An 18,611-nucleotide genomic window follows, 5' to 3' on the forward strand; every position below is an offset into this window, starting at 1 on the left:
GGAAGAAAATCCATGCTGCCGTAGCGGCGAGAAACTTGGCAGCGCATCGAACAATACCAAGTGGGATGAGCTGATCAACCATTTCCGCCAGCTTCAGGGTTGGCGTCCGTCATACCGATTCAAGTCCGTCACTGGATACATCTCAGGGTGGGATGTCGAGTGGTTTTACCATCTGCCGTTTCCATTTGCGTCCGTCGAATGGTTCGACATTGGCTTGTGGGAAGCAACCCCCTCAAAAGGAAGGCTGCTTGCACGTACAACCATTGACCATACAGACGAAATATCGAAGGTCGTCGCACACATTGGATTCGAGTTTGACGTGCGCGCTGACGTTCTGAGAATTTGGGGGTACATCCCAAAATCGTATGAAGACTTTCCGCCTGTGTGACAGTCTGCAATGAAAACAGGACAGACTTGTTTCTCTGTCACCAGCCTCAACAGCAATGAAGAATAAATCTGCCCGCCTTTTTCCACGAGATGGATGCGTTTTTACACAGTCTCGGCCAGAAGCCGTAGGCAAGAGGTCAATCACGCAAAGGAAGTACACTCGCTCGACTGCTGCTCAGACTTCTGTCTACTCATGGAAAATAGACTCGTGCAGATTCAGATTATTTACACCCGAACAGACATGTTGCTCTCCAAGCCCCCTTACCCATCGTGGAGAGAGATTCAAAATCAGTACCCTGACTACATGAGTTCGCTCGGTCCCTGGGATCAAGATGCGATTATCGAATACCTAGCAGATGAATACCCCGATCTTTCCCCTCATCCAAAAGAGCAAGTCACTGCGTTCATAACGGATACTCAAGAGACAAGATTGCTTACCTTTGCCGCCTAAAATCTCCCAGCCACCATAAACTGATATTCGGCAATGACGTCCGCAATGTGTCGATAGCATCCCTTGCTTTCAGACAGCAATCAGCCAACAGTGGACGTTCGAACCCTAGGGAATGCGATGAAGAAAAAAGCAAGTATGACTGCACTTCTGGCCAGTAAAGCAGCCGCCGAGCCCGTGCTTGGCTGGACGTTTTCCCCTGATCGCATGATCCGAATACCCGATTGTCATTCGATCATCGAAGTACTTCGCTGCATCAAGCGCGGCGGGCCTGAATGGGCGCATCGTAATGTCACCATCTGGTTTCCCGGCCCATCAAATGCTTGGGCTCTGGTGTACTCGCTTCAGGATACCAGTGCCCCGTACTTTGACTTCATGTACACCAGCAAAGAGCCGCCTCAGAAAGCCCTGTCCGAATTGCTAGGGAAGTACCCACAGTGCACCGTTATCGATTGGTCGCTCGGACGTTTGGCCTGCATCAGGGCCCAGGGTGTGGATGTTGAGACGCTAGCGGAAATTATCCGGGAGGTCGCTGAAACTGCTTGGGGTGAGCGCATCACAGTCGTCGATGCTTCGTACGAGGAAATGGGTAGAGCGTGACCCAAGAGCGGACACTTGATCAAGATTTTCGGGCACCATAAAACCAAGCAATAACGAGTAGTGGATATGAAACATGAACTTTGGCTGGAACCGGATGGCTGCCAGACTTTCTGCCTAGCCGATGCTCACGGAGATGGAGCGCGCAGGCTTCTTCACGAAAAAGCCAAACTTATCTGGGAGGTTGAAGCTGAAAGTCACTTCGTAGCGATGACCAAATACTATTCGTATATGGACTGGGGCGAATACCAGACAGACTTTCCCGAACAAGATCAAATCCCCTACACGGAACTCGGATTGGGTGTTTAGCCGTAGCACCGTTCTCCTCTATCAGTTCTTGACGTCTACGATCAAATTTGGATCGGTAGCTGCCGGTCTACACCGGAGAAAATCGGCAAAATGAAATCGCTGGCTGCTCGGTTTAGCTCAAATCTTATGTCTACAGTAGAATCCGTCTCCAGCGCCCAAGCACGAAGTCGGGCTAATAGCCACGAAGGGAACAAGTGAATCTACAGGTTGAAATCGAGAGAATTTTTGGCGGCAAAGCATTTGCCAGACCTCTTTTCTATTCCTATCCAGGAGGTCTGCGCTTTGAACTCTCCGAAACGGGTGGGGTGATTGAGCAGTTCCTATCAGCACTACGAAAATCAACACAGATCTGCGGCGATGTCTTCCTTGATGAAACGACACTTGTTGCTTGTCTGCGCGTTCACTCTGGCAGCAGCCATTTTGCTCATCGGGCCTCGATTTACGCCCTTCGATTTGCTGGCATTGACATCCCCACTGAACGGTCAGTCTGGAGCGAGGAGATAGATCCAGAGGATTGGTATTGCGAAAGCGAACCGGAATATTGGATCAATATCGCATTTGAAGCGCCTGTGGCCCTGCTTCAAGCATTTCTTTGGTGTGCATTGGCTAGAGATTTGGCTGCAATTGAGCCTAAACCCAAGTGTGCTTTGTACCTCTTCAATTTGAAGAAGCGGGTCATGGTTTTCCCATATGACGACAGGGGTATGGATGTAGTTGGCCCTAACAAAGATCTGCTTTCACAGCTGTATCGTCAGCATCATACATACCTGCTGGATTACGACCGACACGCGATGGACAGCACATTCGCAGGGCCTGCGCGCGGATCGACTTCAAATAACAAATCAGGCGCCTTGGGCGCCTGATCCATTTCTGGAGCTAGCTTTTATCAACGGCAACGAGTTGACCCAGGCTAAACCAAAGGCTGGTGACTGGTCACGCAGTGGATACCCCCACCACCCGCGGCGATGGCGTCGATGTTGAGCTGCACCACCTCTCGGTCCGGGTAGAGCTCGGACAACAGGTCAAAGGCTTTTGTATCTGCCGCCTTGTCGCCGAACTCGGGGGCAATGACCGCTCCATTGATCACGAAGTAGTTGATATAGCCTGGCGCGAAGTCTGGATTGTTTTTGCTGAACCGACTTTTCCGTGGATTGAGCGGAGGCGACACGGTGTGCACGTGCAGCGCGCGGCCATCGGCATCCGTGGCCTTCCTGAGAATGTCCAGATGGGCGAGCGTCACTGCGTGGTCATAGGACTCGGGGTCGTTGTCGAGGTTGGCGATCACCACTCCCGGCTTGACGAAGCGGGCGTAGAAGTCGACATGGGCGTCGGTGATGTCCTTGTCTTTGATGCCCGGCAGCCAGATGATTTTGCGCAAGCCAAGCCTGTTCTTCAGTTCTTCCTCTACATCGGCCTTGCTCCAGCCGGGATTGCGGTTGGTATTGATCCAGCTGCTTTCGGTCATGATCCCCGTGCCGTGGCCATCCACTTCGATGGCGCCGCCCTCGCCCACCAGCCGGCTGCGGATGTAGCTGGCGCCAGCGGTCCGGGCGAACGAAGCGGCCAGCTGCGCATCATCGGCATGCTGCTGTTTATTGCCCCAGCCGTTGAAGTTGAAATCCACCGCGCCGAGCCCTCCTTCGCTATCGATAACGAAGTTGGCCCCGATATCGCGCATCCAGATATCGTCCAGCTCCGTGACAACAAAGGTGATGTTGCTCGTACCGCATTTTTCTTCAGCCAGATCCCGCTCGCTCTCGCGGCAGAACACGGTGACCGGCTCATAGCTGGCAATAGTGCGGGCGATCCGGCCCAAGGTATCTTGCACGTCAGGCGTGAAGTCCTCGTGGATGACCTCCTGTGCACCAAAGGCGATAAAGGCTCGCCGATGTTTTTCGCCCTCGTCCGGCATATGCCAACTGCCCTTGATGGCTGCTTGCACCCGGGGAGCATTCAGGCCCAGTCCCATGGACGCGGCGACGCCAAGACCGGCAACCACCGATACCTGCTTAATGAACTCTCGACGTGTCGACATGCATATCTCTCTGTTCATTTAACGGAAGCTGTCTTGAATTTGGTCCACGCCCGCATCCGCGCACGCATGTCCACCTGGGGAATGTCCTTGCCCGGAATCAGTCGTTGGTAAGTGGCGTCATCGAGGTAGATATCCGGGTTGTTACGCATCATTGCATCGACGCTCGGACGCGCCTTGGCGTTGGAGGTGGGGTAACCGGTGAAGTTACTGATGGCGGCCATGTTCTCCGGGCGCATGACGAAGTTGATGAACGCGTAGGCGTACTCTGGATGCCTCGCGTCGACGGGGATTGCCATGGTGTCCATCCACACCGTAGTGCCCTCGCGCGGGATGTGATACTGGAACGTGGTTTTCTTGCCGGCGGCATCTGCAGCCCGTTGCGCCTGGGTCATATCGCCGCTGTAACCGAGTGACAGGCACAAGTTGCCGTTCACCAGATCGGTCACTGGTTGCGACTGGAACTTGCGGATGTACGGCCGCAGTTTGAGCAACAGTTCACTGGCCGCTGCCAAGTCCTCCGGCTTGGCGCTGCGCGGTTCACGGCCGAGGTAATTGAGCGCGACCGCCAGCACTTCGTCCGGCGAGTCGATCAGGGAGATACCGCAGTCCGCAAATTTGGCGGCCAACTCCGGTTTGAACAGCATGTCGAGGCTATTCACCGGCGCATCCGGCATGCGCTTTTTGATCTGTTCGGCGTTGTAGGTCAGGCCGATGGTGCCCCACGTATAGGGGACGGTGGCCTTGCTCGAGTAGAGATAATGCGTCCGTAGTTTCTGCAAACCCGGCTCGATGTCATCCAGGGCGGTGAGCTTTGACTTGTCCAGCGGCTGCAAACTGCCGGCGTGCATCAGACGCTCGCCAACAGTGTCGCCCGGAAAGATCAGGTCATAACCACTGCCGCCGGCCATCAGCTTGGCTTCCAGTGTTTCACTGCCATCCATGACGTCGTAGATCACCTTGATCCCGGTTTCGGCGGTGAATCTGGACAGGGTGTCCTCGGCGAAGTAATCGGCCCAGTTGTACAACCGCAGGGTCTTCTCCTCTGCCTGCACCGACGACAAGGCACCGCCTAGAACCAATCCCAAGGAGCAGAGCAAAAGCTTTTTGGTCACGTTCATGTCAAACCCCTTGAGTATTCCAGCGAGCATTAATGTAACGACCATCCAGACTCAACAGCGCCCCGTACATGTCGGGACGGCGGTCACGGTAAATGCCCCAGGTCAGACGTTCTTCGCGCATAGCGGACAAGTCCAGGCTGTGTACCAGCACGCCAAGGCTGTCGCGGTCGGCTTCGGCAAGGAGCTTGCCCTTGTGGTTGCAGATAAAGGACGAGCCGTAGAAGTTCATCTGCAGCGTTGGATCGGTGGTCGCCACTTCTCGGCCGATGCGGTTGGCGGCCACCACCGGCAGGAGGTTGGCGGCGGCATGGCCGCGCATGGTCATCTGCCAGTGGTCACGTGAATCCAGTGCAACGCAGCCGGGTTCAGAGCCGATGGCGGTGGGAAACAGCAAGACTTCGGCGCCCATCAACGCCAGGCAGCGGGCGGTCTCGGGGAACCACTGATCCCAACAAATGCCCACACCGATACGCCCGAACGCAGTGTCCCAGACACGAAAGCCGGTATCGCCGGGGCTGAAGTATTCCTTCTCCTGATAACCGATGGCGTTGGGTATGTGCGTCTTGCGATACACACCCAGCAATTGCCCATCGGCATCGGCCACGCTCAACGAATTGAAGTAGGCATTGCCGGCCTTCTCGAACCAGCTCAGCGGCAGCACCACCCCCAACTCCCTGGCCAGCGCGGCAAAGCGTTTGAGCACGGCGCTGTGCTGATATTCCTCAGCCAGCGCCAGGTGTTTGTGATGTTGCTCGATGCAGAAATATGGCGAGGCAAACAGCTCCTGCAACAGGATGACCTGGGCGCCCTTCGCCGCCGCTTCACGTACCAACTGCTCAGCCTGATCGAGGTTGTGTTTCAGATCCCAGGTGCAGGACATCTGGGTGGTAGCAACAGTCAAAATGGTCATGGCATTACCCCTTCAGTGGCCAGGCCGGCTGTTGCTGGGTGATGCAATGCACCCCGCCACCGCCATGCGCCAGATGATTGATCCGCACCGGCACCACCTCGCGTCCGGGGAACGCCTGAGCCAACACTTCGGCAGCCGCGTTGTCGGCATCGATGCCATAGGCCGGCATGATGATGGCGTTGTTGGCGATGTAGAAGTTGGTGTAGGAAGCACAAAACACGTCAGCCTCGGTGTCCACAGCATCGGTAGCTTCATACAGTTCGATCAGCTCAAACGGTCGACCGTGGGCATCGGTTGCCAGCGCCAACGCGCGACGGTTTTCTCGTACCACCTCGGCATACACCGAGTGCTTGTCGTGAGTGGCGTCCACCAGCAACACACCCGGGCGGGCGAAAGCGCACACGCCATCGACATGGCCGTCGGTCATGTCGCCGGTCACGTAGTCGGGATCGCCCGGCAGCCAGACGGTCTTCTTCACGCCGAGCAGACGCTTGAATATCTCCTCCATCTCGGCCTTGCTCATGCCCGGGTTGCGGTTGGGGTTGAGCAATACCGACTCGGTGGTGATCAGCGTGCCCTCGCCGTCCACATGAATCGCGCCGCCTTCGTTACTCAATGGAGTACCGAAGCACGCCAAGCCCAAGTGATTGAGTGCGCGGCGAGCCAGGCTTTCGTCCAGGTCATGGGCCGACTTCCCGCCCCACGCGTTGAAACGCCAGCTCACACCGGCCAGCCCCTGTTGCGGGTGGCAGATGAAGCTCGGGCCGGAGTCCCGGCACCAGCTGTCATTCACCGCCAGCTCGATCAGTTCGATGTTGGGCCCGCACAATGCTTTGGCACTCGTGACAGCAGAAGGATCAACGACCATCTTCACCGGTTCAAAACGGGCAATGGCGTTGGCCACACGAGCGAAATCCTCTTGCACCAGTGCCAACGTGACACCCCAACCCGATTCCCACAGCGCCTGATTGTGTGGCCAAACCATCCAGGTTGCTGCGTGCCTGACCCATTCCGCCGGCATCCACCAACCATTGTTTTGAATTTCATTCTGCTGCATGACAAGCACCTTTAAGTTAAGTCATTGTGTTCAATGAAAACTGCTTATGCGGTCTTGGCATGCATGCTACGGCTGCAAAAACGGGCAAACAAACGATGGATTTTGTAGATAAATGATTAGAGGAACTTATCAGCATGCTCAAACACTGGCCGCCGCTCGGCACCCTTCGCGGCTTTGAAGCCGCCGCCCGGCTGGGCAGTTTCCACAAGGCCGCCGAAGAGCTGCACCTCACCCAATCGGCGATCAGCCAGCAGATTCGCAGCCTCGAGGCATACCTGGAACAGCCCTTGTTCTTTCGCAGTGGCCGCAGCGTCAGCCTGACCGATGCCGGTCACGACCTGCTCAGCACCACCCAGGCACTGCTGCAGCAACTGGCCGTCGGTGTTCGTCGCCTTGGGCAGTACCAAAAACCCAACCAACTGGTCCTCAACACCACCCCGGCGTTCGCCCGACACTGGCTACTGCCACGCCTGGAAGATTTCCGTCGCCAGCACCCGGAAGTTGATCTGTGGATCTTCAGCACCGACGAAGTCCCGGACATGACGACCCAGACCATCGACCTCGCCGTGCGAGACGACATCAGCTCCCAGGCCGAATGCAGCTTCAAAGTGCTGCACGCCGACCGCCTTTACCCGGCGTGCCACCCCAGCCTGTTGGCAGTGCCCAGCGCACAGCGCACCACCCTGCATGGCGAGCGGGAAATGGACTGGAGCCACTGGGCGGTGGAGGCTGGCATCGATGTAGGCCAGAAGGATCAGGGCCTGAACTTCTCCGACCCCGGCCTGCTGCTGGACGCCGCGTGTGCGGGGCTCGGCATCGCCCTGGTCAGCCAGTTACTGAGTCAGCCAGCGCGCGCCAATGGGCTGTTGCAGCCCTTGGTTGAGGAGACGATTCGCGGCCCCAACTGGGCGTTGTTGACCCATCGTGATAGTGAGAATAGTCCGATGGCGCGGAGTTTTAGTGGGTGGTTGCTGGGCAAACTGGTGGCGGGGAGTCGGGGGATGTAAGGGTTTTGGGTCAGGGCTGAAGGGTGTCGGCCTCTTGGTTTAGTGCACTTTGATTTGCGGATGCATGGGATGCTGCTTTTGGGGGTGGATTTCGGTCAGTTGGGACGGGCAGGAGTCGGCCAAGAGCTACCGTGCCCAGAACCACTTGCCTATGGCAAAGCAGCTTCGGATAAACTAGCGCTAGCTCAGCAGAGACGCTCTCTAGCATTCACGGACGAGACAAAACCCACATGTTAATGAAAGTATCATTCATCGCTTCGTTAGTAACTTTATCGCTGATTCAATCACCACTATCCTTCGCGGACAATGCCAATGGGAAAAATCTCTACTTACAGAGATGCGTCATGTGCCACGGAATAGATATCAAAGGAACAGGACCTTTGGCTAATAAAAGCAATCCTCCTACACCTGACCTTACGACATCCGCTTTCAAAAAACGGCTAAATGATTATCCGGGCGTTATTGTGTCATCGATAATACTTCGTCCAAATGGAGACTTGATTCCAAAAACGTTGCGAGAGAATGGTGTAAAAATTCCGCCACACGCTTGGAGCATTAAGGATCTGCGCGATTTAAATCAATACATGAGTGGTGTGATTTCAAAAAATCGATGATTTTGAGATAGGCATTGGGCACAAAAATCCAAGAACCATTTCAGGGTTGGTTATAAACACAATGAAAATAGGACAGGCTTATTTATCTGCCATCAGCCTCGACGCAATGAAAAGTAAATTCGCCCCATCTTTCTTCGCCCTACAGCTTTAGCCTTGGACAATTCGAGACAGAAAACATGAGTTATATCGACACGATAAAACATGAGCTGGTCGGACACATCAATGGCTTAGCCATATATCACCCTCTTGAGCTTATTGAAGCAGGAGGATGGGGAGACCGTAACTTCTCATGCTCTCCCGACAATTTGGTTATCGGGGGCGGAGCTGGCGAACATCCGGCAATAGTCGTCCACGGACTAGGATCATTAGCGGCATCGTATATTCTTTTTTGCATTGAAAAGAACACAGAGCACTTCCCGAAAACTTATACAACTCCACCAGAAGACACAATTGTTCGTCTCAGTGACATTGCGTATGGCACAGAAGAAAATTTAGAGTTTTGCGGTTGGTCGATGACAAAAATTCGAGATTTTGTGGAGCTGGCAAAATCCCCCTTACACGTCATGCCTCTTTCGGAGAAGCAGAATCCAGAAGAATGGCTGAAGGAATCCATTGGTGAATTTATTTATTTTTCACTTCCTGAACTCAATCCATTTCATGCAGAGATCAACAGCCTTCCCGGCATAGAAAATTGGCATCCTGGTTACTTTATGCGCAACGTAACATGCCCACCACCTAACTACTTTAAAAGCAAAGAAGAGTCACTTCGCGGCGCTCATTTCCAAGAGCAAGGCTTTTTTCGCTGGGACTATAGTTATCCGCCAAAGGAATAAGGGGCATGTACCTCAATGAAAATGGGACAGACTTATTTATCTACCATCAGCCTCGACGCAATGAAAAATAAATCTGTCCCCTTTTCGCGCTCGCCTTTTCGCGCTCCGAGTCAGAGATATCTGGGCCATTCGGGTCAGGCTTCAGCTCGCGGAGAGTAAGCGTTCGGCAATTTCATCTAGGCAGCTATGCTAATAAGAGATGGTGCCCGTCTACACGGACACCCTCTCTAGCTATTCAGGCGTCCAGACTTATTGATATGTCGGGTGCATGGCTCACTGGAAAGTTTACCGAGCGAGCAATGAAGCATTTCTCATGAGCTATCTGGTGCAGAGTCTGAGCTTTTGCGATTTCAGACCCCGGTGCCAGAACCACCTTTGGCCTCAAAACAACCGACGTGAACTGACCAGCGCCGTGACTCTCCTCGACCATTGTTCCTTGAGCATTGTCTTCATAGGCCACCACCACGACCCCGGCCTCAGCACAAAGGCCGAGGTACCAAAGTTTGTGGCACGCCGATAAAGATGCAAGAAGCAATTCCTCTGGGTTCCAGCGTGTTGAGTCTCCCCGAAAACTAGGATCGGATGACCCCTCAATTGGTATTTTGCCGTTGGCTGTAATTACGTGTGCCCGGCTGTAACCCCGATAAGACGACGTTCCTGTCCCCTCATTGCCAGCCCAAGTTACCTGGACTTCGTACTCGTGTGCTTTGTCTGCCATTTGATTCCTCCTAGGAAAAAGTTTCCGGTAAGTCCGTTAAAACCCGACTCATTGAGCGGGTGTCCATCGATGAGGTAGCAGCTCCGCAATTTCACTCGCCCTCTGCGTCGGCAGACGAGTTAGGACGTCCTTAAGCCGTGCAACGTCAGAGATAGAGACACCTCCACAGCCTCCCTATACTTAATTTAACTATTTGAGCGAAGCATCTGCCACAACCTTTTGAGGTGCGTAGCCAGCAGCCTTCACAATCTGAAAAGGGGACGGATTTATTTTTCATCACTGTCCTCGATCGCAATAAAAAATAAATCTGAGAATCATCTGGCCGGCCTGGTTGCCGGTGGCGCCCATCCGTCGCCGGTGCCGTTCGCCCACGTCATCACTACCGGGTTTTCAGTGCATTGGCCAGGCGCAGCATGGCCGCTTCGATTTCATAAGCGGTCAACGACGAATAACCCAATAGCCAGCCTTGTTTCTTCTCCTCGCCGGCGTACAACCGGCTCAGGCCGGAAAGCTGTACGCCCGCGCTGGCCGCTTGGCGGATGGTTTTTTCCTCAGACCAGCCATCGTGCAGCAGGCAGGGAATTTGTAGTCCGCCGGGAGGGCGCAAGGCGGTAACGATGCCGTCCAAATGCTTGCCGATTGCGTCAAGCATGACGGAACGGCGCCCGGCATACAGCTTGCGCATGGCCCGGACATGGGCGTTGTAATAAATGAAAAGGGGACAGACTTATTTATCTGCCATGTCAGCCTCGACGCAATGAAAAATAAATCTGCCCCCATTTTCATGTCTTGGCTTTGCAGAGCGGGAAAGATGATTTCGCCGAACGGATACTTAAGCCTTGCACCTTGCACGGTCGGCCTGAGTTCTTCCGTCATAGCCCCAATCGGTTGCCGGGTTCTCCTTCACAACGATATAAGTCACCGGGTCGAGATTCGGCAATGTTCGACGAAGCAGCGACATGGCGCTTGCCATGAAAGCCCCTTTCTCTTCTTCAGAGTTCGTCCCAGCAGTCACGCAGACTTCAAGATGTGCCGCTGTCCGCTGACCACTACCGCCAATAGTCCAGTGATAGCCCCCCGGCACATCTATCAGCACTGACGTGAGTTCCTGGCGCTTTCCAAGCTCGTCGGCGATCAGGTCAGTCAATTCATTGCATAGGCGACGGCCCTCATCGGGGGAAAGATCGAGTGACAGCGTAAGTCTGGCAAAAGGCATTTTCGTTCTCCTAGCACTGTTGAAGACCGAAGTTTATTTGAGAAAAACAAAAGTATACTTGGGACATTCTAGGTATCAGGTTTGAGTTTTTCTCATGATTGCGGATATCCCTTCTCCTCTGCTTCGCACGTTCGTTGCGGTGGTCGATTGTGGCTCGCTGGCAGCGGCGGCTAGGCGCATCGCGCGCAGCGAGTCGGCGCTAAGCCTTCAAATCGCCCGTCTTGAAAACATCGTTCGCCAGCCGCTCTTCGACAGGGATGGCCGGGCACTGCGGCTTAACCATACTGGGGGGCTTTTGCTGGCGCATGCGCGCTCGATTCTGGGCCGAATAGACGCCGCGCGAGCAGAGCTCGCGCCGGACACGGTAGTGCCGGTTCGAATCGGTGTCGTTCAGGATTTCGTGGCAGGGGTATTGCGCCCGACTCTCACCGACGTCCTCGCCGCCGCTCCTGGAACTGCTTTTTCAATTGTCATTGCGAGCACGGCAGAACTGTTGCAGGCGATAGGCGAGGACCGGATCGACGCCGCACTGTGCGCTGGCGAGCCGTTCGGCGCAAACATCGTTACGCGCCTCCCCATGAAGTGGTTCGGCTACCCGGATCTACTACTCGGTGACGTGGTTCCGCTGGTTGGGATCACTTTGCCCTGCCCGTTTCTTTTGGCCGCGCAGCGAGTGCTGGACGCCGCCGGACGCCCATGGCGCATGGCGCTCACCACCCCGAGCCTTGATGGTCTACGCGCTGCGGTCGAGGCAGGATTGGGCATTACCTGCCGCACTGAATCAGGATTTGGCTTACCGGCGATATCAAGTATATCGCTGCCGCAACTGCCGGAAATCGCCTACTCCATCGTTGAGCGGCGCCAAGGGAATGCGGGCACCAGTCTGGCCGTGAGCCGAATGACTGCCCACCTTGAATCAGTAGCGGCATTGCAACAGTGAATACGATAAACGTAAAAGATAGCTTGTGCTTAGAGGCAGGAGAATAAAAAGGGGACAGACTTGTTTATCTGCCATCAGCCTCGACGCAATGAAAAATAATTTTGTTTCCTTTTCCCACGGCAAAAACGCGACACAGCATTTCACTAATTAGGTACAGGCACCATGCATCACGTAATCGGCTTATACACCTCAAGAAAAACAGAGCGATTGTGGCTGCTAGACCCACACGACCGAATTATTTTCAGATCTGATTGCTTTCATTCGTCTGGATATTTCTCCCTTATAGCTCCTGCTTTTGAGAAATATGCTCAAAGAGATGCACAGATAAGCATTACATCAATAAATGTAATGAGCTGCCTAAGAAGTGACGATCTAAATGACGCATTGGCAATTTTGAATAATCTCGAAATTGAGCTAAATCAGCAACCAACAAGCTGGCGGGAATACCTCGGTGAAATTCAGTACCCAAGGCAAGCAAGGCGGCCCATTCAACCGCTGTTATTCAGGTGTCGGGCAATTCGGCTTGTCCACATGCTGCGAGAGTTAGTGCTTAAAGCTCAAACCCAAGATAAATGCTTGGTATATGGAAATGGTGTTTGCTACCGCTCTCTGTGCGGCATAAAAATGCCGCCCGGCGTCGTGTACTCCTAGCAATGAAAAGTGGACAGATCTATTTTTCATTGTGCCGAGGCTGATGACAGACAAATAAGTCTTTCCCTATTTATTCTTTTGTGATTGCAGTTGCCTCGGACAGCTAATATCGGCTACAACGCTTTGCTAGCGTGTTATCGCCTCATTTTTGGTTCCTGTTTTTCACTAGGCTTCCCTATGTCATTAGCGACCGTAGTGCTACTCAACTCTTGGCCACAGCCAAGTACATCGCCCGAACCCATCGTGTTCGCCACAGAAACACAGTTGTTTTTGCGGTACTGCACGGCTGGCGAGGAAATTACTGTAATCCATTTTCCGCTAGTCAAAAAATTTCAATTTGGCTCACCAAACGATGAGGCTCTGGGAGGCCATCCGCTAATCGGGCTCGGCCTCAAGCATTACCAAGTTCATCGTATAGATAATTCGCCCTGGGTTGCGGAGCTTGAGCAAAGAAACGCCATTCATCCAAGACATGATAAAGAACGATTCCTGAAAGATGCCGTCCACTATGCCTTTACATTCCAAGACTCTACGCTGGAATGCATCGTTAATGAGGGGCAATTTTGGAGTCCGAAAATACAAGTATTTACGTCGAATGAGGAGGCGAAGATCGTCTGGCACGAACTGATCAATGATGCAGCCCCTTGATGTTGTCTAGTCCTGAAATAGGTGTAAACCTTATTCAGGACGGGACAGATCTTATAAAAAGGGGATAGATTTATTTCTCTGTCACCTGTCTCGATCGCAATAAAAAATAAATCCGAGAATCATCTGGCCGGCCTGGTTGCCGGTGGCGCCTATCCGTCGCCGGTGCCGTTCGCCCACGTCATCACTACCGGGTTTTCAGTGCATTGGCCAGGCGCAGCATGGCCGCTTCGATTTCATAAGCGGTCAACGACGAATAACCCAATAGCCAGCCTTGTTTCTTCTCCTCGCCGGCGTACAACCGGCTCAGGCCGGAAAGCTGTACGCCCGCGCTGGCCGCTTGGCGGATGGTTTTTTCCTCAGACCAGCCATCGTGCAGCAGGCAGGGAATTTGTAGTCCGCCGGGAGGGCGCAAGGCGGTAACGATGCCGTCCAAATGCTTGCCGATTGCGTCAAGCATGACGCAACGGCGCCCGGCATACAGCTTGCGCATGGCCCGGACATGGGCGTTGTAATGGCCGTCCTCCATGAAGCGCGCCAGGGTCAGTTGCAGGATTTGTGGCGTGTGGCCGTCCATCATGCTGCGCGCGTAGGTGAAGGCTTTGATCAACTCGTGGGGCAGTACCATATAGCCCATTCGCAACCCTGGGTAGAGGGTCTTGCTGAAGGTGCCGATGTAGAGCGTACGCTGGTACTTGTCCAGGCCCTGTACACAGGCGGTCGGCTGCCCGTCGTAGTGAAACTCGCTGTCGTAGTCATCTTCGATGACCCACTTGCCCTTCTGCGCTGCCCAGTTGATCAACTCAAGACGACGCTCCAGCGGCAAGGTCGCGCCGGTGGGGTATTGATGAGACGGTGTGACATAGACGCAATTGGCGCCGCTGCGGTCGGCGTACAGCAGGTCGGTGCGTATGCCCAGTTCATCGACATCGATGGGCAGAACCTTGGTCTCGGCGGTTTCAAAGGCCTTCTTGGCGCCATAGTAACCCGGGTTTTCCAGCAGGATCGGTTTGCCGACATCCACCAACAGCTGCGCACACAGAAAAAGGGCCTGGCGAGTGCTGCTCAACACCATGATCTGGTCAGGGGAGCATTTGGCCCCGCGCTCGAGGTTCAAGTAGGTGGCAATCGCTTTGCGCAGCGGCTCGGCTCCTTGCGGGTCGCCATGCAACAGCACATTGGCGCGATAGTCCTTCATGACCTGGCGTTGCAGGCGCTCCCAGACATCGGTGGGGAAAGTGCGGGTTTCCGGCAGGCCGGTCGCAAATGCCTTGATCACCTGCTGATCGTTTACACCACCACTGTCGAAGATCATCCGCCCGCGCTGGCTCAAGCCCGCCCCTGGTACCGCCTGGCTGCTTTTGACCTCTTGCGCCTTGATGCGGCGGCGTGCCGCGCCTCGCAATTCGGTGCCCACCGTTTCGCAGACATAACTGCCGGCCCCCCCGCGCCGCACGATAAAACCGTCCCGGTGCAGTTGCACATAGGCGTTCTCCACGGTGTCACGGGCAATCCCGAGTGACTTGGCCAACACCCGAGTCGCAGGCAGCTTCAAACCGGGGTCAAGAGCGCCATTGAGGATCAGCTCACGCAGTGCACGCTGAATCCGTTGGTGCAGATCCAGCAATTGAAACTCAGCATCGTTGAGGCGCATTTTCAGCGTTTCCAGCTCGAACGCTTTCGCCATGTGGTCTGCCTTACTTTAATAAATTGGCCTGCAAAGGCAGGCCAGTCTATCCGTAGAATTCACTCCTCACCACTGCCTTTGTGCGTGGTGAGCACGCGTGTTGCGAGCGATTTTGCACAGGGATTACTCAGCTATGGCCAGGTCACACAACTTCAGCGCAGGCCCGACGGCGTTGCCGATGGAAGTACTTACCCAGGCGCACGAGGAGTTTTTTGACTTCGCAGGCACGGGCATGTCAGTGATGGAGATCAGCCATCGCTGCGAAGTATTCATGGAGGTTGCCTACCAGACCGAACGCGACCTGCGGGACATTCTGCAGGTACCCAGCGAGTACAAGGTGCTCTTCCTGCAAGGAGGCGCCTCGCTGCAGTTTGCCCAGGTGCCGATGAACCTGTTGGGCAATAAACGCACGGCCGATTATCTGCATACCGGCCTCTGGTCAGGCAAAGCCATTGAAGCCGCCCGGCGCTACTGCGACGTTCGCATCGTCGCCAGCGGCAAAGAGTCTGGCTTTGATCGTATCCCCGACGTCTCGGACTGGAAGCTCAACCCGAACGCCGCCTACCTGCACTACACCGAGAACGAAACCGTACACGGCGTGCAATTCGTCGACGCGCCTGATGGCTTGGCGCCTTTGGTGTGCGATGCCTGTTCAAGTCTGCTTTCCAAGCCGATTGACGTGGCCAAACATGGCCTTGTGTATGCCGCAGCGCAAAAGAACATGGGAGTGGCCGGGCTGACAGTGGTCATCGTTGACCCGGCGTTGCTGGATGGCGCGCAGGCGTTCACCCCTGACATCCTCAATTACGCGCGCATCACCGACGCTCAGTCGATGCTCAACACCCCGGCGACCTTTCCTTGGTACCTCACCGGCCTGACGCTCAAATGGATTAAGCGCCGCGGCGGCCTCGAAGCCCTTCACCGGCTTAACCAGGCCAAGGCCGCGTTGCTGTATCGCACCATCGACGACAGTGACGGGTTTTACCGCAACAGCGTGCAAGCGCCGTTTCGTTCGATCAATAACGTGCCGTTCGTGCTCGCCGATGCGGCGCTGGAAAAGACTTTTGTGCAACTGGCCGAACAGGCCGGGCTCAACGGGCTAAAGGGCCACGCCTCGGTCGGCGGGATACGAGCCAGCCTCTACAACGCGGTCACGCTAGAGGCAGTCGAGGCATTGACCGACTTCATGAAGGGTTTTGTCCGCGTGCACGGCTGAGGCAGGGATCGCGTCAGTCACAGCAGGCGGTCCGGTAAGTGGTCTGGTCCTCCACGAAAAAGTGCGGGGGCAAAACATGCCATTTCAGCGTTATAAATCCCCCCTCACCCGAGGCCAAACACCTCGTTTTGCAAGGAGCAAAGCAATCATGTCTTCTTCAGCATCCCCGACGGCCCTACGTCCAGGCGACCTTATACATCCGATTGTCGCCGGGCTGATTTCAGTCATCGTCAACTATGGCGGCACGTTCATCCTGGTCTTTCAGGCCGCCAAAGTCGCCGGGCTCAGCCCCGAGCTGACGGCATCTTGGGTATGGTCGGTGTCGATTGGCGTGGGTATTACCGGGCTGTTTCTCAGCTGGGTGAGCCGTGAGCCGATTATTACCGCCTGGTCGACACCCGCCGCAGCCTTTCTGGTCGTCGCGCTGTCCACCACGCCCTATGTCGAGGCAGTGGGTGCGTACATCATTTCGGCCGCCGCCTTCGTGCTGCTGGGTTTGTCCGGCTGCTTCGAAAAAGTCATCCGCCTGATTCCGCCGGGCGTGGCTGCGGGCCTGCTGGCCGGTATCCTGCTGCAGTTCGGTATCGGCGCGTTTGGTGGCATGAGTATTGATCCAGTGTTGGTCGGGTTGCTGACTGCCGCTTACGTTGTGTTCAAGCGCTTTACCGCACGCTACGCGGTGGTGGGCATTCTGGTGCTGGGGCTGGCGTTTCTTCTAACGCAGGGCCGTGTGGATCTTTCCGGGCCGGCGCTGCAATTCGCGGCACCGGTATTTACCCGGCCCGAATTCTCGATCAATGCATTGCTCAGCGTGGCGCTGCCGCTATTTCTGATCACACTCACCGGCCAGTACATGCCGGGCATGCTGGTGCTGCGCAACGATGGCTTCAGGACCAGCGCCAACCCTATCCTGACTGTCACAGGGCTGGGCTCCTTGCTGATGGCACCTTTCGGTTCTCACGCCTTCAATGTCGCCGCCATCACGGCGGCCATCTGCACCGGCAAGGAAGCCTCGGAGGATCCGTCCAAGCGCTGGATCGCCGGGGTTGCCGCGGGCGTGTTCTACATCCTCGTCGGGATTTTCGGGGTGACCCTCGCCGCAGTGTTCATGGCCCTCCCGGCCACCTTCATTACGACGCTGGCCGGGCTGGCCCTGCTCGGCACTATCGGCGCCAGCCTGGCCAGCGCCATGGCTGACGTCACATCCCGCGAAGCCTCGCTGATCACCTTTCTGGCGTCCGCCGCGAACATCACCTTGCTGGGAATCGGTGGGGCGTTCTGGGGGTTGCTGATCGGTCTGGCGGCCTACGCCTTACTCAATGGCCGCTTGCCGCGTCGCGAGGCGGTGGTCATTCCGGCGGCCGACGATGTTGTGACGACCAAAGGAGCCACCCACTGATGTTCGATCAACTGGAAGAAACCGCCACCCTGCACGAGCGCCACGGCCGTTACCCACGGGCCACCAGCGTCGAGGACTTTCGTCGCAACCTGGCAGCCGTGCAGCAGCGTATCGCCAATGCCTGTCAGCGGGTCGGACGTGATCCGGCGAGTGTGCGCCTGCTGCCGGTCAGCAAAACCTTTGACGAAGCTCATCTGCGTCTGGCCTACGCCGCCGGCTGCCGGCTACTGGGTGAGAACAAGGTGCAGGAAGCGCAGCGCAAATGGCAGGCCATGACCGATCTGGCCGACCTGCAATGGTCGGTCATCGGCCACCTGCAAACCAACAAGGCCAAGCAGGTGGCGCGTTTTGCCAGTGAATTTCAGGCGTTGGACAGCCTGCGAGTGGCCGAGGCTCTGGATCGTCGCCTGCAAATCGAGGGGCGCCAACTGGATGTGTTCGTCCAGGTCAATACCTCCGGCGAAGTCAGCAAATACGGCCTGGCGCCCGAAGCCGTCGCGGACTTCTTGTACGCCCTGCCGGCGTTCTCGGCGTTACGGGTGCGCGGGCTGATGACGCTGGCGCTGTTTTCGGCCGACGTTGCCCGTGTCCGCCCTTGCTTTGTACGGTTGCGCGAACTGCGCGAGCGCCTGCGCCAGCACGCCCCGGCGGGCGTCGGGCTAGAGGAACTGTCCATGGGCATGTCCGGCGATTTCGAAGTCGCCATTGAAGAGGGGGCGACCGTGGTGCGTGTCGGTCAGGCCATCTTCGGCGCACGAGCCATGCCTGACGCCTACTACTGGCCGACCGCGGATGTCCGTCCGGGAAGTGATGATTAGTCGCCG

At 55.8% G+C, this 18,611-nt stretch carries 20 protein-coding genes and 1 pseudogene; 13 read left to right on the forward strand and 8 right to left on the reverse strand.

The window, feature by feature from the left end; translation table 11 throughout:
- The first annotated feature begins 73 nt into the window (after positions 1–73).
- The 5 genes from AC3WK5_RS15445 (at position 74) to AC3WK5_RS15465 (ending at position 2,604) form a co-directional block, all read left to right on the forward strand.
- Entirely contained in the window at positions 74–388 is a 315-nt protein-coding gene (locus AC3WK5_RS15445; RefSeq protein WP_371919126.1) for a DUF6678 family protein, read from the forward strand.
- Between the two features lie 207 nt (positions 389–595).
- Positions 596–838: a hypothetical protein gene (locus AC3WK5_RS15450; protein WP_103316069.1), complete on the forward strand. Its 243-nt coding sequence runs from the start codon at positions 596–598 to the stop codon at positions 836–838.
- Between the two features lie 117 nt (positions 839–955).
- A complete protein-coding gene (locus AC3WK5_RS15455; RefSeq protein WP_177474806.1) occupies positions 956–1,435 on the forward strand; it encodes a hypothetical protein in 480 nt (159 codons plus the stop codon).
- 66 nt (positions 1,436–1,501) lie between these two features.
- On the forward strand, positions 1,502–1,741 hold the full coding sequence (locus tag AC3WK5_RS15460) for a hypothetical protein (protein ID WP_103315963.1): 240 nt from the start codon (positions 1,502–1,504) through the stop codon (positions 1,739–1,741).
- A 194-nt stretch (positions 1,742–1,935) separates the two neighbouring features.
- Positions 1,936–2,604 carry a DUF3885 domain-containing protein gene (locus AC3WK5_RS15465; protein WP_103315964.1) on the forward strand — a complete coding sequence of 223 codons (669 nt, stop codon included), beginning with the start codon at positions 1,936–1,938 and terminating at the stop codon, positions 2,602–2,604.
- A gap of 47 nt (positions 2,605–2,651) precedes the next feature.
- Here the strand turns inward: AC3WK5_RS15465 and AC3WK5_RS15470 are convergent, their stop codons facing one another.
- The 4 genes from AC3WK5_RS15470 to AC3WK5_RS15485 are packed head-to-tail and all read right to left on the reverse strand — an operon-like array spanning position 2,652 to position 6,861.
- Positions 2,652–3,776 (reverse strand): agmatine deiminase family protein, encoded by a 1,125-nt coding sequence (locus tag AC3WK5_RS15470; protein WP_103315965.1) that lies wholly within the window; start codon positions 3,774–3,776, stop codon positions 2,652–2,654.
- A gap of 14 nt (positions 3,777–3,790) precedes the next feature.
- Positions 3,791–4,894 carry an extracellular solute-binding protein gene (locus AC3WK5_RS15475; protein WP_103315966.1) on the reverse strand — a complete coding sequence of 368 codons (1,104 nt, stop codon included), beginning with the start codon at positions 4,892–4,894 and terminating at the stop codon, positions 3,791–3,793.
- A gap of 1 nt (position 4,895) precedes the next feature.
- A complete protein-coding gene (gene aguB / locus AC3WK5_RS15480) occupies positions 4,896–5,804 on the reverse strand; it encodes an N-carbamoylputrescine amidase (protein ID WP_103315967.1) in 909 nt (302 codons plus the stop codon).
- A gap of 4 nt (positions 5,805–5,808) precedes the next feature.
- Positions 5,809–6,861, reverse strand: a complete 1,053-nt coding sequence (locus AC3WK5_RS15485) for an agmatine deiminase family protein (protein WP_103315968.1) — start codon at positions 6,859–6,861, stop codon at positions 5,809–5,811.
- Between the two features lie 134 nt (positions 6,862–6,995).
- Between AC3WK5_RS15485 and AC3WK5_RS15490 the strand changes: the two genes are divergently transcribed.
- From AC3WK5_RS15490 to AC3WK5_RS15500, 3 genes are all read left to right on the forward strand, one after another.
- Complete coding sequence (locus AC3WK5_RS15490; protein WP_103315969.1) at positions 6,996–7,868, forward strand: LysR substrate-binding domain-containing protein; 873 nt, start codon at positions 6,996–6,998, stop codon at positions 7,866–7,868.
- A gap of 236 nt (positions 7,869–8,104) precedes the next feature.
- On the forward strand, positions 8,105–8,482 hold the full coding sequence (locus AC3WK5_RS15495; protein WP_371919127.1) for a c-type cytochrome: 378 nt from the start codon (positions 8,105–8,107) through the stop codon (positions 8,480–8,482).
- 176 nt (positions 8,483–8,658) lie between these two features.
- Positions 8,659–9,315, forward strand: coding sequence for a hypothetical protein (locus AC3WK5_RS15500; RefSeq protein WP_103315971.1), 657 nt, complete (start codon positions 8,659–8,661; stop codon positions 9,313–9,315).
- Positions 9,316–9,550: 235 nt separating this feature from the next.
- Here the strand turns inward: AC3WK5_RS15500 and AC3WK5_RS15505 are convergent, their stop codons facing one another.
- The 3 genes and pseudogenes from AC3WK5_RS15505 to AC3WK5_RS15515 form a co-directional block, all read right to left on the reverse strand.
- Complete coding sequence (locus tag AC3WK5_RS15505) at positions 9,551–10,033, reverse strand: OsmC family protein (RefSeq protein WP_103315972.1); 483 nt, start codon at positions 10,031–10,033, stop codon at positions 9,551–9,553.
- Between the two features lie 379 nt (positions 10,034–10,412).
- Positions 10,413–10,742, reverse strand: a pseudogene (locus AC3WK5_RS15510) (MocR-like pyridoxine biosynthesis transcription factor PdxR); the annotation flags it as partial.
- A gap of 123 nt (positions 10,743–10,865) precedes the next feature.
- Positions 10,866–11,249, reverse strand: coding sequence for a tautomerase family protein (locus tag AC3WK5_RS15515; RefSeq protein WP_103315973.1), 384 nt, complete (start codon positions 11,247–11,249; stop codon positions 10,866–10,868).
- Positions 11,250–11,343: 94 nt separating this feature from the next.
- On the opposite strand from AC3WK5_RS15515, the gene AC3WK5_RS15520 reads away from it, so the two are divergent.
- Positions 11,344–12,189, forward strand: a complete 846-nt coding sequence (locus AC3WK5_RS15520; protein WP_103315974.1) for a LysR family transcriptional regulator — start codon at positions 11,344–11,346, stop codon at positions 12,187–12,189.
- An 894-nt stretch (positions 12,190–13,083) separates the two neighbouring features.
- Positions 13,084–13,488 (forward strand): hypothetical protein, encoded by a 405-nt coding sequence (locus AC3WK5_RS15525; protein ID WP_256585162.1) that lies wholly within the window; start codon positions 13,084–13,086, stop codon positions 13,486–13,488.
- A 184-nt stretch (positions 13,489–13,672) separates the two neighbouring features.
- On the opposite strand, the gene pdxR is transcribed toward AC3WK5_RS15525, so the two are convergent.
- Positions 13,673–15,172: a MocR-like pyridoxine biosynthesis transcription factor PdxR gene (gene pdxR, locus AC3WK5_RS15530; RefSeq protein ID WP_103315977.1), complete on the reverse strand. Its 1,500-nt coding sequence runs from the start codon at positions 15,170–15,172 to the stop codon at positions 13,673–13,675.
- Between the two features lie 133 nt (positions 15,173–15,305).
- Here pdxR and serC point away from each other — a divergent pair, with 133 nt between their 5' ends.
- From serC to AC3WK5_RS15545, 3 genes are all read left to right on the forward strand, one after another.
- On the forward strand, positions 15,306–16,388 hold the full coding sequence (gene serC, locus AC3WK5_RS15535; RefSeq protein WP_103315978.1) for a 3-phosphoserine/phosphohydroxythreonine transaminase: 1,083 nt from the start codon (positions 15,306–15,308) through the stop codon (positions 16,386–16,388).
- Between the two features lie 148 nt (positions 16,389–16,536).
- On the forward strand, positions 16,537–17,787 hold the full coding sequence (locus AC3WK5_RS15540) for a benzoate/H(+) symporter BenE family transporter (RefSeq protein WP_103315979.1): 1,251 nt from the start codon (positions 16,537–16,539) through the stop codon (positions 17,785–17,787).
- The gene (locus AC3WK5_RS15545) at positions 17,787–18,605 is read left to right on the forward strand and encodes a YggS family pyridoxal phosphate-dependent enzyme (RefSeq protein ID WP_103315980.1); all 819 of its coding nucleotides are present in this window, start codon (positions 17,787–17,789) and stop codon (positions 18,603–18,605) included. Before AC3WK5_RS15540 ends, AC3WK5_RS15545 begins: the two co-directional genes overlap by 1 nt.
- The last annotated feature ends 6 nt before the right edge of the window (positions 18,606–18,611 follow it).

Source organism: Pseudomonas sp. FW306-02-D09B (assembly GCF_058782685.1).

What these genes read in the sequence shown, in the direction of transcription:
- AC3WK5_RS15540 (WP_103315979.1), top strand. Translation starts at nt 16,537, where the DNA reads ATGTCTTCTTCAGCATCCCCGACGGCCCTACGTCCAGGCGACCTTATA.
- AC3WK5_RS15495 (WP_371919127.1), top strand. Translation starts at nt 8,105, where the DNA reads ATGAAAGTATCATTCATCGCTTCGTTAGTAACTTTATCGCTGATTCAA.
- AC3WK5_RS15470 (WP_103315965.1), bottom strand. Translation starts at nt 3,776, where the DNA reads ATGTCGACACGTCGAGAGTTCATTAAGCAGGTATCGGTGGTTGCCGGT.
- pdxR (WP_103315977.1), bottom strand. Translation starts at nt 15,172, where the DNA reads ATGGCGAAAGCGTTCGAGCTGGAAACGCTGAAAATGCGCCTCAACGAT.
- AC3WK5_RS15490 (WP_103315969.1), top strand. Translation starts at nt 6,996, where the DNA reads ATGCTCAAACACTGGCCGCCGCTCGGCACCCTTCGCGGCTTTGAAGCC.
- aguB (WP_103315967.1), bottom strand. Translation starts at nt 5,804, where the DNA reads ATGACCATTTTGACTGTTGCTACCACCCAGATGTCCTGCACCTGGGAT.
- serC (WP_103315978.1), top strand. Translation starts at nt 15,306, where the DNA reads ATGGCCAGGTCACACAACTTCAGCGCAGGCCCGACGGCGTTGCCGATG.
- AC3WK5_RS15505 (WP_103315972.1), bottom strand. Translation starts at nt 10,033, where the DNA reads ATGGCAGACAAAGCACACGAGTACGAAGTCCAGGTAACTTGGGCTGGC.
- AC3WK5_RS15520 (WP_103315974.1), top strand. Translation starts at nt 11,344, where the DNA reads ATGATTGCGGATATCCCTTCTCCTCTGCTTCGCACGTTCGTTGCGGTG.
- AC3WK5_RS15515 (WP_103315973.1), bottom strand. Translation starts at nt 11,249, where the DNA reads ATGCCTTTTGCCAGACTTACGCTGTCACTCGATCTTTCCCCCGATGAG.
- AC3WK5_RS15485 (WP_103315968.1), bottom strand. Translation starts at nt 6,861, where the DNA reads ATGCAGCAGAATGAAATTCAAAACAATGGTTGGTGGATGCCGGCGGAA.
- AC3WK5_RS15475 (WP_103315966.1), bottom strand. Translation starts at nt 4,894, where the DNA reads ATGAACGTGACCAAAAAGCTTTTGCTCTGCTCCTTGGGATTGGTTCTA.
- AC3WK5_RS15500 (WP_103315971.1), top strand. Translation starts at nt 8,659, where the DNA reads ATGAGTTATATCGACACGATAAAACATGAGCTGGTCGGACACATCAAT.
- AC3WK5_RS15455 (WP_177474806.1), top strand. Translation starts at nt 956, where the DNA reads ATGAAGAAAAAAGCAAGTATGACTGCACTTCTGGCCAGTAAAGCAGCC.
- AC3WK5_RS15460 (WP_103315963.1), top strand. Translation starts at nt 1,502, where the DNA reads ATGAAACATGAACTTTGGCTGGAACCGGATGGCTGCCAGACTTTCTGC.
- AC3WK5_RS15545 (WP_103315980.1), top strand. Translation starts at nt 17,787, where the DNA reads ATGTTCGATCAACTGGAAGAAACCGCCACCCTGCACGAGCGCCACGGC.